The sequence below is a fragment of the Flavobacteriales bacterium genome (assembly GCA_016124845.1).
Classification (GTDB): Bacteria; Bacteroidota; Bacteroidia; order UBA10329; family UBA10329; genus UBA10329.
Map to the genome: position 1 here is coordinate 27,835 of WGMW01000007.1, position 14,058 is coordinate 41,892.

General features: G+C 47.4%; 16 protein-coding genes. All 16 read right to left on the reverse strand.

The genetic code is table 11. The annotated features are described in order from the left end of the window. Nucleotides 1-40: 40 nt before the first annotated feature. The 16 genes from GC178_02880 to nosZ all read right to left on the reverse strand — a co-directional run bounded on the left by GC178_02880 (nt 41) and on the right by nosZ (nt 14,047). Entirely contained in the window at nt 41-1,096 is a 1,056-nt protein-coding gene (locus GC178_02880; GenBank protein MBI1286500.1) for a hypothetical protein, read from the reverse strand. Further along, nucleotides 1,093-2,331, reverse strand: coding sequence for a hypothetical protein (locus GC178_02885; protein ID MBI1286501.1), 1,239 nt, complete (start codon nt 2,329-2,331; stop codon nt 1,093-1,095). The genes GC178_02880 and GC178_02885 overlap by 4 nt, the downstream gene beginning before the upstream one ends. 73 nt (nt 2,332-2,404) lie before the next feature. Continuing rightward, on the reverse strand, nt 2,405-3,133 hold the full coding sequence (ric, locus tag GC178_02890; protein ID MBI1286502.1) for an iron-sulfur cluster repair di-iron protein: 729 nt from the start codon (nt 3,131-3,133) through the stop codon (nt 2,405-2,407). Nucleotides 3,134-3,238: 105 nt separating this feature from the next. Further along, nucleotides 3,239-3,703, reverse strand: a complete 465-nt coding sequence (locus GC178_02895; GenBank protein ID MBI1286503.1) for a hemerythrin domain-containing protein — start codon at nt 3,701-3,703, stop codon at nt 3,239-3,241. A gap of 18 nt (nt 3,704-3,721) precedes the next feature. Then, a complete protein-coding gene (locus GC178_02900; protein MBI1286504.1) occupies nt 3,722-4,111 on the reverse strand; it encodes a globin in 390 nt (129 codons plus the stop codon). Beyond that, nucleotides 4,111-4,533 (reverse strand): cytochrome C, encoded by a 423-nt coding sequence (locus GC178_02905; protein MBI1286505.1) that lies wholly within the window; start codon nt 4,531-4,533, stop codon nt 4,111-4,113. The genes GC178_02900 and GC178_02905 overlap by 1 nt, the downstream gene beginning before the upstream one ends. Before the next feature lie 4 nt (nt 4,534-4,537). After that, a complete protein-coding gene (locus GC178_02910; protein MBI1286506.1) occupies nt 4,538-4,801 on the reverse strand; it encodes a hypothetical protein in 264 nt (87 codons plus the stop codon). Beyond that, complete coding sequence (locus GC178_02915) at nt 4,798-5,814, reverse strand: c-type cytochrome (GenBank protein MBI1286507.1); 1,017 nt, start codon at nt 5,812-5,814, stop codon at nt 4,798-4,800. The genes GC178_02910 and GC178_02915 overlap by 4 nt, the downstream gene beginning before the upstream one ends. 3 nt (nt 5,815-5,817) lie before the next feature. After that, nucleotides 5,818-7,614 carry a cytochrome oxidase subunit I gene (locus GC178_02920; GenBank protein ID MBI1286508.1) on the reverse strand — a complete coding sequence of 599 codons (1,797 nt, stop codon included), beginning with the start codon at nt 7,612-7,614 and terminating at the stop codon, nt 5,818-5,820. 47 nt (nt 7,615-7,661) lie between these two features. Next, a complete protein-coding gene (locus tag GC178_02925) occupies nt 7,662-8,096 on the reverse strand; it encodes an Rrf2 family transcriptional regulator (GenBank protein ID MBI1286509.1) in 435 nt (144 codons plus the stop codon). A gap of 77 nt (nt 8,097-8,173) precedes the next feature. Then, a complete protein-coding gene (locus GC178_02930) occupies nt 8,174-8,956 on the reverse strand; it encodes an ABC transporter permease (protein ID MBI1286510.1) in 783 nt (260 codons plus the stop codon). 53 nt (nt 8,957-9,009) lie between these two features. Continuing rightward, entirely contained in the window at nt 9,010-9,723 is a 714-nt protein-coding gene (locus GC178_02935) for an ATP-binding cassette domain-containing protein (protein MBI1286511.1), read from the reverse strand. Next, entirely contained in the window at nt 9,720-10,946 is a 1,227-nt protein-coding gene (gene nosD / locus GC178_02940; GenBank protein ID MBI1286512.1) for a nitrous oxide reductase family maturation protein NosD, read from the reverse strand. The genes GC178_02935 and nosD overlap by 4 nt, the downstream gene beginning before the upstream one ends. Before the next feature lie 4 nt (nt 10,947-10,950). Then, nucleotides 10,951-11,385, reverse strand: a complete 435-nt coding sequence (locus GC178_02945) for a hypothetical protein (protein ID MBI1286513.1) — start codon at nt 11,383-11,385, stop codon at nt 10,951-10,953. Nucleotides 11,386-11,392: 7 nt separating this feature from the next. Further along, nucleotides 11,393-11,983 carry a hypothetical protein gene (locus GC178_02950; protein MBI1286514.1) on the reverse strand — a complete coding sequence of 197 codons (591 nt, stop codon included), beginning with the start codon at nt 11,981-11,983 and terminating at the stop codon, nt 11,393-11,395. 99 nt (nt 11,984-12,082) lie between these two features. Next, complete coding sequence (gene nosZ / locus GC178_02955; protein MBI1286515.1) at nt 12,083-14,047, reverse strand: Sec-dependent nitrous-oxide reductase; 1,965 nt, start codon at nt 14,045-14,047, stop codon at nt 12,083-12,085. Between the last annotated feature and the right edge of the window lie 11 nt (nt 14,048-14,058).

The following is a 14,058-nucleotide window of genomic DNA, read 5'->3' on the forward strand; positions in this document are numbered from 1 at the left end:
TAATTGAAATACCATGAATAGGGTAATGTTTGAGGCTTCTTTAAGAAGGCTGTTTCCTCATCCGAAAAACCATGATGATGCCCATGGAAAGGAACATGAGCAGAATGACCGCTCCATTGATGCCACCGAACCATTTTCGGGGATCCATGTCGCCCGTCAGGGAAGAGATGAGACGCCCGATCAACGTAAGTTGGAATACGACCCAAATAGCCCAAAGGATCGGATGAAATGGCCGCTGCGTGGTTTTGAGAATGGCGGGGAAAATGATAGGTGCATGCGCCCAGATCATGGAAAAGGCAAAACCGAGAAAGAAGGTATGCAAATAGAGGTCGTAGAACAATGGGTTTGCAGGCAGCAGCGGAACTGTAAGACCGTGGAGCAGCAGCCAACAGTAACCGACCAACAAACCTGTTGCCACGTAGCGGTGAAACCCTGATTTTTTGATGCCAATGCGTGCCATATCGTATTTCATCAGCCATAGCGCGGTAAGCACACTTGCCGTTCCCATCAGCGATCGACCAACTCCAGAATGAAATGGCATCGCAATTCCAGTAACAAGCATTGCCATAAAAACCCAAAGCAAGGACTTGGCCCATTTGGAGATGTTGAGGTATCGGGTCAGTTCCATCCGTTCACCTACAATGGTCAGAAGGATGAAGCCGACCCACCACGTTGAGCCTGCGGCAATGAGCCCCGTTCTGACCACCATCAGATTACCAATGAGCCAACAGACGCCACCTGCCAAAAGCAGATACCAATACGCATCGCGATGCTTTTTCAGTTGAATGAAATACACTCCGAGCAGACCAATATTCCCAAACATCAACAGGCCAATACCAACTTGCTTTTGTCCAAGTAAGAATGCAATGGCCGATAGCGCTGACGTGGCGGGAAAGACCCGCCAAACCGTTGATGGCATTGAAACCGTGCGTTCCAATGTGATGAGCGTGCCCAAGAAACTACCCGTCATCAGCAATCCATGTACGTAGCCCGTTTCAGGAATATTGATCTGCCAACCCAGCCGTATCCAACCACCGATCATTCCAATGATCAACCCGAACAGAACGAACGGCAGCGACAGCAAACGGAGTTTCATGGTATAGATGTTCGTATACGGAGCGTTGAAAGGAATAGTGAAACCGTTCCGAGCAACAGAAAAATGCTGAACGCAAGAATACATTCATTGTAAAACGGCCAAGCGGCAACTCCTTTCCAAATGGAAGCACCTTGAAAGAACAGCAGAAGTTCGGTTCCGAGAAGGCCAATTCCGAGAGTTAGTAGGCCGAATCTGGTTGCTGAACGTGTAGCTTTCAAAACATCCAGATCGAGAAGAATAAACGCAATAAAACCTGTAATGATGCCAAGCATTAACAGATGGATGAAACCTACAATGAACGGCCGTACTTCATAAGGCACAAGTGCAATTTCGGGACAGCTCAGCAGTAGCTGTCCAATTGATTTTACGACCAGAGAACCGATCACTACCTGAGTGCAAGCCTTTTTCCAGCCTTCGATGTTTTCCAGTTTTGGGTGGATCTTTTGAAGAAAACCCAACAACAGAAAGGTAGCGCTCAATTGCAATCCTGCGCCCAAAAAATTGGTAGAGATCCCGAGATCAAAAGCAGCATATTCTGCCAATGGTAATCCGAACATGCCAATGGTAGAGAGTAGTAGCATGCCGAAGAACCACCTGAACTGATTGTTGCTCATTTCGATGTCTCTCTTTTTCAACCATTGCCAAAAAATGGCCGCAATGGAAAACAATAGCCATCCCTGAAATTGAAAGTGTAGGAAGAACTGAATGCATAAATGATAGGCATCTGTAAACCGCCCGATCTTAACCGCAACTGGTCCTAACGCATATACCCCAAGCGTAGAGGTCATCATGAAAACAATGGCTGTGCGCAGTAACATGGTGGCTTGAATGCTGGCGGTTCTGGCGTTTTTCCAAACCAGCGTCAGAAACCAGTAGCTGGAAAACAGGTGCAGCGTTGCGAATGAAATGGAAACGGATCCATATCCCTGAAAAGGAAAGCTTGCCATCATACCTATAACCCCTGTCTGCAACACGATGAAAAGCCGTTTGTATCGTTTTCTGTTCCGCTCTTGTTCAGAGAGAAACAAATGCAGCAACAACCCGAAGATGGCGGTGTAGAGCCAACCCATCATGGCGGTGTGCGAGTGGGCGTGTGTCATAGATCGGAAGTTCAGCCAAGGAAAATCCACAATGGCCGATGCACGCAAAAGCAATCCCATGGCTGCTGCAACAATAAAGTTGAATAGTGCCACCTTTACCCATTGGTCTAAACGGAATACGGATGCCTTTATCATAACTTAATAGTTGAAGGAACAAAAGCGACCCAACAAGTGGGCCGCTTTCATCCTTCTTCTCACAACCAAACCATCAAATTGTTGTTTGCCCAGCTTCCAATTCCAAGGCTTTTGGGAACAGAATATTGTTCTCCAGATGGATGTGAAGATGAAGATCTTCTTGAAACTCCTTGAGCAGATGGTAAGTCACGCGCCACGTGTTGCACGCATATTCTGGCGGATTGAAACCGTTGGTCAATTCGCTCATGGTCTCAAAGCGTTGGCCCTCATCTTCATGCTCCGCTTTCATCATTGCAATAGGGTTGTTGACTGTGCCAAACGATGGTTTCGCCAACGGCTCTCCCGTATCAAGTGCCAATTGCATTCTCTTGATGAACGGGAACAGGATCAGCTCTTCTTTCTTCATGTGTTGTGCAAGGTTTCCAGCGCTTTCGTAGAATAATTCACGAACCACCAAAAGGTAGGGATGCTCATTGCCGTGCACCTTCGCCACTTTATCAAGGAATGGTTTCAATTCTTCCGTGGCTTGTTCCACATAGGTATGATGTCGGTCTTCAATGTGATTGGCCAATCGATCCAATTTCCAAGTGGCGTAATCAACATCCGTCTTGGTTTGCCTTTCAGCAACCTGAGCCAGTTCGTTTATCAGCGGTTCGGGATCAATTCCTTTTGCAAGGCAAGCATCTTCCACCGTTCGGCCGCCACGGCAACAGAAGTCGATGCCATATTTCTTGAAGATTGGTGCGGTGCGATAATTCTCAGCCACCATTTCACCAATGGTCTTTTCGTCTGTAACGGTCATAGCGTTTACTTTGAGTTTACAGTCCAAAAGTAGGTAGCGATTTTATTAATCGGATGATTTTATCCGAATAATAAATATGATATATATCATTTGATCAGGAGTGTCCTATTTCCAGAATTCATCGTCCCAATCCTCGCAAGCTGGAATTTCCTGATGATGCTGATCAATGGTCTGTAATTGTGCTTCCGAAGCAACTTTTTGAATCTCAGGGAAAAGCACTCGCTCTTCAAATCGGATATGTGCATCCAGCTCTTCTTCGATCTTGCTTAGGGCTTTTCTAACATTTGATGTGTCAGTAAACAATCGCAGCAGTCTACGATGCTCGGCCAAGGCCTGCTGTACGAGTTTGTTTTCTGGGCCGAGAATAGGAAACACGAACTTCTCCTCATCTTCGAAATGCTGCACCAGACTGTGCTCATAGAAGTGATCCACGTATTTCTTGATGCGCCCATCATCAATACTATTCCTCAATCCTTTGCCAATCTTCCAGCAGAGTAGCAGTCCGTGGTGATGCTCTCGGCTGAACGGCTGAAGTTCCTTTTGGCGTTTCAGAGGCTTGGATGTACTCATGTCGGAAGGTGTATGGGTTCAAGCTAATGGGGTTGACGAACTGTTCCTATAATAGTCAATTTTATAGTTGAACATCTCAGCCATCTGTCTTGCACGCCATTTGGCTTCTTCAGCCCGTTCGCCATCAAAGTGTTTGTCAACGGTAGCAAAGAACAATTTGAGCCAGCGCTCAAAATGCAGTTTTTCAACAGGCAACTTAGCGTGGGGCGGAAACGGACTTCCGTGATAAGTGTGTTCTTCAAGTAGCACCGTTTGCCAAAACCGGTACATTTTCTCCAGATGCTCGGGCCAACGGTCTTGTATCACTTCATCGAAAATCGGTCCGATGAGTTCATCCTTACGAACGCTGTCGTAAAACAGGTCCACCAATAGTTTGATGTCTTCTATATGCGCAATGTCTTTTTTCATTAGAAAAAAGAGTTGTAAAGGTCCGGTGTCAAATAGGTGGTCAGGTAGAATATTGCAAAAGCCGTAAAAGAGATAACCAATGCCCAAACCCAAGCGGGAATGGCCTTTGGTGTTTCCGAACCGTTGATGATGAATTGATCACTCGTCTCACTTCCGTAGGCATTGACAGTTATGGGTATTTGCGTGTCGATCACTTCGTTGTCTGAAAGTCCTACAACGACAATCTCTGGTCCGTTTCTTACCTCAAACGGAATAACCCGAATGCCTTCTACACCGCTGCTACTTTTAGCAACGATCTTGAGCTGGTGTTTGCCATCCGGTATTTTGGTGGTGTCGAGCGTGAACTTTACGGGTGGTTTGAACTCCCCGAAAGGTGTTGGTGCATCATCCAGAAATAGACGCACGTTTCTGTTGTCCTCCAATTGTTCAGAACCCTTCATTGGTAACAATATTTTTAATGTGTTCGGGGTTGTTTTCGTTCGGTTTTACGAGGAATTTGATAGCTAAACCTAAAGCTACAGCCACTATGAGAATGGCACTTCCCATGATCAAATAGTCAACCGTTCCATCAGGCCCGGCACCATGCGTGAATTCTTGTAGCACTCTCGGTTGGTTTCGCTTGCACACTTCGCAAGCAAATGCGGTTGCCGATGACAGGAAAAGAATCAGTGAGACAATCGGTTTTTTCATGGTTGTTCGCTCATTACCAGTTCTCGGATTTTGGTTACTTCTTCAACACTTACTTTTCGGGCACGATTGCCCCAACTGCTGCGTTCGTGGTTCATTATCGCGGTAATTTCTTTATCGTTGAGTTGAGCCGCGAAACTTGGCATTTGGCCGTAATCCGGGCGGGCGTCATATCCCTGAAGAATAATTCGGATCAACGTTTCGGGATCTTCATCGTTTATAATGCTACTGCCTGCAAGTGGGGGAAATGCACCTGGCAGACCTTTTCCTGTTGCTTGATGACAGGCTGCGCAGGTATTCATGAACAGGTTTTCTCCGTCAGGAAGGTCATCTGTCTGTTGCTCTTCGCTTTTGTCACTCTTTTTAGTCTCGTCTTTCTTCTTTTTCATTGGAATGAACGATGAAGCACTTGGCATTTCGGCTTGTTTCAGCGATTGTAGATAGGCAACCAGATCAAGTGCTTTTTCCGTGGCCGTGATCTTTTTTCCTGTTTGGTTAAAATGCGTCTTTCCAACTGGAACTATCACATCGTCCTCGGTAATAAGTGCCTCGTCTTTCGCTTCGAATAACCACGGGTAAGAAGGCATAATAGATGCCTCTACCACAGCCCGTGGATTGTAGAGATGTATCAGATGCCAATCGATACCGGGTTGCCGTTTCCCAATATTGGTCAGGTCAGGCCCCGTACGCTCGCTGCCGAGCAACGAGGGTGACTGTCGCAGAATGCCCATTCGCTGCTTGTTGTAGAAGTAGTCGGAAGGAATTGAAGGGCGGTCTCCCCACATCTTGTCCATTTCAATGCCTCTAACCTGTTGAGTATGACACGCCACACAGCCTTCAGAAATGTATGTTTCGAGGCCTCTGCGTTCTGCTGCGCTTAGCGGTTTTTGATCGGGCAATGGTTGTACATCTTGCATCTGCGAAGCAGGAATAATGGCAATCCCTGTACTCAATAACACAAATCCGAGAATGGCCGTCCGTACGAGTGCTCTATGATCTTTATGGAAATTGAACATGTCTTAGGCGTTTACAGTTTTCAATTGATGAACAGAAACTGTCTCAGACGATTTTCGGACCATCAAATAGAAATTATAGGCGAAAACCAAGTGAGATAAGAACATCAGAGACCCACCAACAGCTCGCCAGATCCAGTACTTTTTCATCAGGATGACCGATTGAATGAACGGATGTCCATCCAACCAACTGATGCCTTTGAGTGTGCCTCCCGCCATCATCGAGATCATGTAAGCAAACAGTCCGATGAAGGCCATCCAGAAATGCGCACCCACCAATATCTGAGGTGGTTCTTTGCCGCGTAGCTTCGGTACAATGGTGTAAATGCATGCCCACAGTATGAAGGTGATGATGCCGTACATGGTCATGTGAGAATGGGCCACATTGAAGTCGGTGAAATGCCACACGTAATTAGTAAATCGGAATGCCTGAAAACTTCCCTGAGAGGATCCTACAAAGTAGAAAACCACCCCTACCAAGAAGAAGGGTAGTACATAGCTTTTAGAAATATGGCTCCAACTTCCTCGCATGGTCATCAGAAAGTTGGTGCTTCCCGCAATAACTGGAATGAACATACCTGCACTAAATACAATGGCCACCGTCTGCAACCACCAGGGTAATGGGCTGAATACGAAATGGTGCGTGCCTATAAGTGTGTAGAACAACATTTGCGTCCAGAATGCTAACACACCTAAAGAGTAGGAGTAAATAGGCTTGTTGAGGGTAGAGGGCAGGTAATAATATGTAAGCCCCAAAGTGAAGGTCATGAACCACATGCCAACGCCTTGGTGCATGTAATATCCTTGAATGACGGTTTCGCCCAAACCGTTCTGGAACCAAGGCATGTAACCGATAATGCTCAGAATGATGGTCCAACCGAGAGCGGCCAGAATAAACCAGTTAGAGATGTATATCTCAGAGATTTTTCGGCTGGCCACGGTACGGTAAAAATTTCGAAAAGTGAGAATGAGCCCCAAGGCAAAGAGCAACATGACCGGCCAGATGTATTCGCGGTATTCGCCACCACCGTTATTGATACCAGACATGAGACAGAGATTGCCAAGCAGAACTGAAAGGTTTATCAATCCGAAGGCAAGCCAAGAACGTTTGTAGCTGTGTAGGTTGATGTTTGAGGTTCGGGTGATCACGAAATGACCAAGACCTATCATGGCCAAAGATCCCCATCCCCAGAATACGGTGTTTGTGTGTACTGGGCGTAATCTCCCGAACGAAAGCCAAGAAACGCTATCCAGCTCCGGCCAAACGAATTTCATTCCGAGGTATTGACCGATGGTGGTTCCGAAAACGAGCCAAAAAACAGCAGCACCCAAGTACCAGACAATCAATTTTGTGAGTTCTTCAGGTGTCTGAAGGTTGAGATCGGTCTTTTTTTTTTCGTCAAACAGCGGATTGTCCGGTTCGTTCTCTGCCCGTTTGATGAGACCTTGGTCGTCAGAAGCGGTCTGTTCGCCTCCAAGTTCAGATCCTTTTAATTTGTATTCAAGGGCTGCTTTTCTTTTAGAGAGAAGCTCATCGATTTCTGAGCCCTCCATCTCAAGAAGTTCTTTCTTGAATGCGAGTTTTGAAGTTTCATCGTCTTCTTTCTGAACCGTACGCAGATAGTTGCTCAATCGTGCAAGAACAATGATCACCGCAACCACTAAAACCAATGTTACGAGAATGATGGTGCCAATGATTCCAGGACTGGTGATCCAGTTTTCGGAAGTGACCTCTTGTGCTACCGAACGATTGGCTATTAGAAGTATGGCAGTTGCCAGAAGTGAGGAGAATGGTTTTTTCATATCGGAATAAAAGACCTTTTTGTCTTATTTATGATTAAATTTTTTTTTTAGCGTTTGAGGCAGGTGATGCCATCCACAAGATCTGTTGTAAGTTGATCGAGAGTAGTGCTCTCCAGCATCTGCTTCAGCTCATTGCGAATTACCATGAACTGATCGTGAAGTGGGCATGGCTTTTTCGCATTACATTTTTCCAAACCAAGTCCACAGCCATTGTAAATCGCATCTCCATCAATTGCATCAACAATCTGACTGAGCTTTACAGAATGCATCTGTTGGTCATCCACATCAAAACCGCCATGCAAACCTTTGGTGGAGCGCAACACGCCATTACGGGCCAGTTGTTGCAGAATTTTGGCTGTGAATGCTTCTGGCGAGCTAATACTGGAACTGATTTCCTTTAAACTGACCCGTTTGCCTTCGGCAGATTGCTGCGCAACGTAAAGCGTTGCCCGAATACCATATTCACATGCCTTAGAAAACATTTGCTCGTTTTGGTGGTGGCAAATGTATCATCTCACATTTAATCGGACAAATTTATCCGAATAATTATTTTGATGTTTTAAAAATCCTTCCGTTTCGCTTTGCGAACGATAAGTGCTACAGGCGCGGCACACCAGATGAACAACAGCCCGAAACTCGCCAACATTCCGAAGGATGTACCGAAGAATTTCTGGAAGACCGCGCCCGTGTAACCGAGCAACACAGAAATATCGAGTTTGAGGATGATGAGAATCCTTGAAAGATCTATTGGGTTGAGCATGCTGGCAATGAGTGAGAATTTGTCGATGGGATAATCATCGAACATGACCAGCGAAATGAGGAACATGCCATCGTAAACCACGGCCAGGAAAAGCCAAAGGAGAATGGCCAGCCCGAAACCTTTGATCTTGTTGTCGTTGGCCAGACCGATATTGTAGGCCAACGCCACGAAGATGAATGTGAGCAGTGCGCCAACGATCAGCAGCAGCAGAAAACTGACCAACGAACCCGAACCGACCACGCCATAAATGGCAAATGGAATGCCCAATCCGAAAACAAGGCTGCCAGCAAGAGATAACGCCAACCCGAAATATTGCCCGAGAAAGATGGTGCTGCGTTTAAGCGGCTGCGCGAGCAACAACTCGGTGAATTCCTTGGAATTGTAATAGTACATCACCCCGAAAATGGTGCCGATGAGCGGAGTGAGCACCACGATGATGTTCATCATGGTGATGATCGCTTTCGACACGTCATTGTTCAGGAACAGCAGCGCCATGCCCAGCAGCAGGTAGAACCCGAAATACACGAACGTCCAGCGGCTGCGCATCAGGTCGAAAAAGCTGTATGTCATGATCCTAAACATGCAAAGCCCCCTTTAATTCCCCCAAATGGGGAAGATCAATTTCCCAGTTTCCCTTATCCATCAACATGCTCGTTCTTAAGGATTTTGGCAATGGCGTGCTCCAGGTCCTGCTGCTCGGTCTTCTCCTGCAACGCGGCCACAGAACCTTTAAAGTAGATGCGGCCGTCCAACAGAAAAACCACCTCATCGGCCATTTCTTCCACAAAACTCATGATGTGCGTAGTAATGAGAATGGTCTTGCCCGCTTCCTTCTCTTTGAGGATGAGTTCTTTGAGGTGAAGCAACGCTATTGGGTCGAGACCTGATGTCGGCTCATCCAAAATGATGAGGTTGCTGTTGAACATGAATGTGAGCACGATATTCACTTTCTGCTTGGTGCCGCCCGAAAGGTTGCCGAGTTTCTTTTGCAGAAAAGGCTCCAGCCCGAACAGGTGGATCAGTTCTTCATCGCGGGTTGAAGTATCCCGCAGCTGCTTGACCAGTTTCAGCAACTCGGAAACCGTAAGATTGGACGGGAAATTGGCGATCTGAGGCAGGTAGTCGATGTTGCCACGGTATTGCCATTCTTTCAAGATAGGCTTTCCGTCAATTGAAATACTTCCCTTATTGGGCACCACCATTCCAAGAATGCTTTTGATGAGCGTGGTCTTTCCCGAACCGTTAGGACCGAGTATGACGAAAATGCCACCTGCATCAATGGTCAGGTCAAGGCCATCGAGCACGGTCAGTTTGCCGAACGATTTATGCAATGCTTCAACGCGAATCATGGTATCAATCTCATTTTGGGCGAATTGTCAACCAATTCATCTGGCGTAAAGACAGGCGAGACCTTTTCCGAAAAATTGATGATGTCCACGAAAAGGCTTCGTAGCAAAACGATGGTCTCCGGGGTGCGGTTCACGATGTAGGAGAACAGCTTTACAGGCCGGTAGGGTACATCGCCCGTTCCATCCTTATCGAGGTCGTAACCTGTGTACTCGCTCCAATAATTGCCCGTAAAACGGTTGTCGTTCAACTGGCTGTTGTAGGAAACATCAAAGGCATTCGAACTGAAATTATTGGCCTCAAAAATGTTGGCGTAGCAAGCCCCCGCGATCTTTACTGCCCAACCGTTTGCCTTCAGCGTGTTGTTCCGATAATTGACCCGTGTGGATCCTTCGGCATTGATGGCGATCGTATTCTCAATGAAATCGTTGTCAATGATCTCTGCATCATAGATCTCCTTCAGCAGCAGACCGTAGGACGCGGATCCCCAGTTCTTGATGAATTTGTTGCGCCTCATCTCAATGAACTTGCTGAACATGACCGCCACGCCCGCGCCATTGTCGTGGAATGTGTTGTCAGTATAGACATCATGGTTGCTGAACATGAAATGCAGCCCGTACCGAAAATTGTGCTCGCTGAGGTTGTTGGTGATGGTGCTCTCTTTCACAAATTCGAAATAGATACCGTCACGCAGGTGGAACAGGTGGTTGTTGTCAATGCGGATGTTGTCGCAGTTCCAAAGGTGAATGCCGTTGCCAGAGTTCACTTCTTCTGTCCCGACACCATTCACCGTGTTGTTTCGGATCAGGCCGTTGCCCGATTTCTCCACAAGAATGCCGAAAAATGCGGCTTCGAGTACACAGTTTTCAATGGTAAAGTGATGGATTCTGTGCAGGTAAATGGCAGCAAAATCCTTCGTGAAGCTGACACCGACATTCTCCAGTTTGAATCCTGAAATGGAAACATGGTCGCTTGCCACTTTGATGATGTATGATCGCTGCTCGCCATCAATGGTCACATCGCCATCTGCTTTCAGCGAAATGGGACGGTCAATGGTGATGTCGTGCTCGGCATAAGTTCCCGTTTTCACCCGCACCACATCGCCACTGTCGGCCACATAAATGGCCTGTTGGATGGATGTGTATTGACAGGACGGACAGACATTGATCATCTTTCCAAGACACACCATGGGCAACAGGGACAATATGAGGATGGCGCGGAACATCGGCTTACAGTTCGTACTTGGTTTTTAGTTCTTTCCAAGAAAAAAGCTCTCCCGATTCCTCCTTTTGCGTAGCCACCGCATCTTCCTTTTCAGCGAATCCTGAAAGGAAACCGCCCATGGGGCTTGGAATGTTCTCGCTGATCAGGTACGTGGCGCTTTTAGCATCGGTCAGATTGCCCGGATCGGCATAATTGCAGACCAGCGTCAGCTTGATCGGTGCTTCATCAAAGCCTTTCATCGCATTGAGCAGGCATTCGACCGAATCGAACTTGTAGCACTTGCCTTTTGTGGTGACGAACTCAGCGGCATGCTGGCTGTCAACGATGTTCATCTTGCAGAAATGACAGGCATCGGAACCATAGTTGATCGGCTGCGGTTCGACCGAACACGCGGTCAGGAACAGCGTCAGAATAAGTGCGTATGTCGGATGGTTTTTCATGGTGTTTTTATAATGGTGGGAACTTATGACCTGCTTCATATCGGCCGACCCAATAGGCTACGATACTGAGCACCATTCCTAAAAAGAGGACGTAAGCACCAATGGCAGGGAGCGATGTGGCCTGAAAATTCAGGATGGTCTGTGTTCCGATCAATGGCGGCTGGTATGTGATCAGTTTGCCTGCTTCGTCCATGAACTTGATGGCAGCCTTCGGGTTAAGACTGGTTCCGTAATCATACTCCCATTTGTAGAAATCATACATGCCGAAGCACCCTAATATGGCTGAGACCCAGAACCAAATAAGAAACAGAAAACGATTGCCGATCAGCCCGATCACCACACCAAGCAGGATCATTCCGCCAACAATCCATGGAAAGAACTCGAATTCGGGAATCGTCTCAGGAATCATCTTCATTCCCACATAATGGTTCATCAGGTTGATGCTCTGCAGGTCGCCATCGATCTTTGTGATGAAGATGCGCATCTCCAATGGGTCTGGATATTGCGGAGCGCTCAGTTGGATGGTCCACATGGGGAGGAAGAAAAGGATTAAGGGCAAAAGCGCAGCCACTATCATGATGATCTTTGAAGTTTTCATTGTCTTTTCAGTTTTCCTGGATGAATGTTCGAGGAAAAGAACGGGCAGTTTTTCACGCTGCCCGATCTCTCTCATAAACCATGCGGGTATTCGATCAACCTATTCTCCATCAAGCGACCACGAAAGGGCTGTGCTTGATCCCGCAGGAGAGACTCTTATGTAACCTTGCATTTCCTGATGCAGGGCCGAGCAGAAGTCTGTGCAATAGAACGGCCACACGCCCACCTGCTTCGGTTCCCACACCAGTGTTTCGGTCTGGCCTGGCATAATGAGCAGTTCAGAATTGTTGGCACCGATCATTGCAAAACCATGCGGCACATCATAATCCTGCTCCAAATTGGTTACATGGAAATAAACCTTGTCTCCAACCTTTACACCTTCAATGTTGTCTGGCGCAAAGTGGCTACGTATAGTGGTCAGGTAAATGTGTACATCCTTGCCATTTCGCTCCACTCTCGATTCCTTCTCGCTTTTAGCGGCATAAGGATGCTTGTTGTCTTCCAACTTGTAGATCTTCTGTTGGTTTGGTTGGATGAGTTCGGCAGGGCAGCCCGCTGCGTAGTGTGGCTCACCGATGGTGGGGAAGTCGCTCAGCAGCTCCATCTTCTCGCCAGTAATGTCATACAATTGGGCAGACTGACAGAGTTCTGGACCCGTGGGCAGATAACGGTCTTTTGTGATCTTGTTCATGGCCAACAGATACTTGCCCCATGGTTTTTGCGAGTTGCCGCCAGGAATCATCAGGTGACCAGGAGAATAATAGGTCGGCTTTCGGTCCACCACTTCCCAAGTTCCAACTTTCCATTTGACAACCTCAGACGAGATGAAGAACGTGGTATATCCATATCCGTTATTGTCAAACTCGGTGTGCAATGGCCCGAGACCAGGCTGCACAACGGTGCCACCAAGCACATCCTCAAAGTTGATGATGGGAATGCCGTAGGCTTCACCACTGAACTTCTCGTTCTTGATGGCATCCAGCATTTTGGTGAATGAGTGTGCCGTAACATTGGCAGAGAGCTTTCCGCTACCCACGATGTATTCTCCTGTGGGATCCACATCACAACCGTGCGGTGATTTCGGGGTGGGAAGGAAATAGACCAGTCCCGGACATTCGGCAGGATCCAGCACCTTGACATCTTTCTCCATGGTCGATGTGGCCATCTGTGTTCCCTCATCATAGATGTTGTGGGCATACTTGGCGGGCATGGTCTTGAACTTGCCCTCCTTGATGTATTCCTCGGCCTTTTTCCAGTTCACCGCTGCAATGAAATCCTTGTCGTTCTGAGACGCGTTGACCTCCAGCAGACTTGCAGCCTCTTCAGAGTTGTAGGTGGTGAAGAAGAACCAACCGTGCGATTTTCCACGACCAGGATGTGCTTTGTCGTAATCGAATCCCGGCATCATTATCTGGAATGAAAGATCCATCTCACCTGTTTCCTGATCCACTTTCAAGAAAGAGAGCATTCCCTTAAAGTTGCCCTTGTATTCGCTGATCGGCATGTCCTTCTGAGGAACGGGAACCGAGAAACGTGTTCCAGCGATCACATATTCCGTATTGTCCGTCACGTAGGATGAACTGTGGTTTCCCGCACAGTTGGGAATCTCAATGATCTCGGTGGTTTCGAACGTTTTCAGATCGATGCGTGCAATACGTGGCGTGTTGTTTCCATTAATGAAACACCAGCGTCCATCAATCACTCCTTTGGTCTGCGAAAGATCCGGATGGTGAGCGTCATCCCATGGAATGAAACCGTATGATGTATTGAGCATAGGCTTGGTTTCCTCGTTGTATCCATAGGCCTTCTCCGCATCCTGCGAGAACACCGGGATCACCTTGAAAAGTCGGCCGGAAGGAAGTCCATAGACCGAAAGTTGACCGCTGAATCCTCCTGATATGAAGGCATAGAACTCATCGTATTCGCCTGGTGCCACGTACACTTTTTCGGCATTCTTGCCAGATAGCGCTCCACCTGAGTCACCGCCTTTCTTTGCACCTCCGCAACTTATCAGCATCGTGGTGCTGATGGCCACGGCCGTTATTGAAAAGATCGTCTTTTTCATTTTATCTCGTT

Bases quoted from the DNA above. Each gene is read 5' to 3' on its own strand.
- GC178_02880 (MBI1286500.1), bottom strand. From the start codon at position 1,096: ATGAAACTCCGTTTGCTGTCGCTGCCGTTCGTTCTGTTCGGGTTGATC.
- GC178_02885 (MBI1286501.1), bottom strand. From the start codon at position 2,331: ATGATAAAGGCATCCGTATTCCGTTTAGACCAATGGGTAAAGGTGGCA.
- ric (MBI1286502.1), bottom strand. From the start codon at position 3,133: ATGACCGTTACAGACGAAAAGACCATTGGTGAAATGGTGGCTGAGAAT.
- GC178_02895 (MBI1286503.1), bottom strand. From the start codon at position 3,703: ATGAGTACATCCAAGCCTCTGAAACGCCAAAAGGAACTTCAGCCGTTC.
- GC178_02900 (MBI1286504.1), bottom strand. From the start codon at position 4,111: ATGAAAAAAGACATTGCGCATATAGAAGACATCAAACTATTGGTGGAC.
- GC178_02910 (MBI1286506.1), bottom strand. From the start codon at position 4,801: ATGAAAAAACCGATTGTCTCACTGATTCTTTTCCTGTCATCGGCAACC.
- GC178_02915 (MBI1286507.1), bottom strand. From the start codon at position 5,814: ATGTTCAATTTCCATAAAGATCATAGAGCACTCGTACGGACGGCCATT.
- GC178_02920 (MBI1286508.1), bottom strand. From the start codon at position 7,614: ATGAAAAAACCATTCTCCTCACTTCTGGCAACTGCCATACTTCTAATA.
- GC178_02925 (MBI1286509.1), bottom strand. From the start codon at position 8,096: ATGTTTTCTAAGGCATGTGAATATGGTATTCGGGCAACGCTTTACGTT.
- GC178_02930 (MBI1286510.1), bottom strand. From the start codon at position 8,956: ATGTTTAGGATCATGACATACAGCTTTTTCGACCTGATGCGCAGCCGC.
- GC178_02935 (MBI1286511.1), bottom strand. From the start codon at position 9,723: ATGATTCGCGTTGAAGCATTGCATAAATCGTTCGGCAAACTGACCGTG.
- nosD (MBI1286512.1), bottom strand. From the start codon at position 10,946: ATGTTCCGCGCCATCCTCATATTGTCCCTGTTGCCCATGGTGTGTCTT.
- GC178_02945 (MBI1286513.1), bottom strand. From the start codon at position 11,385: ATGAAAAACCATCCGACATACGCACTTATTCTGACGCTGTTCCTGACC.
- GC178_02950 (MBI1286514.1), bottom strand. From the start codon at position 11,983: ATGAAAACTTCAAAGATCATCATGATAGTGGCTGCGCTTTTGCCCTTA.
- nosZ (MBI1286515.1), bottom strand. From the start codon at position 14,047: ATGAAAAAGACGATCTTTTCAATAACGGCCGTGGCCATCAGCACCACG.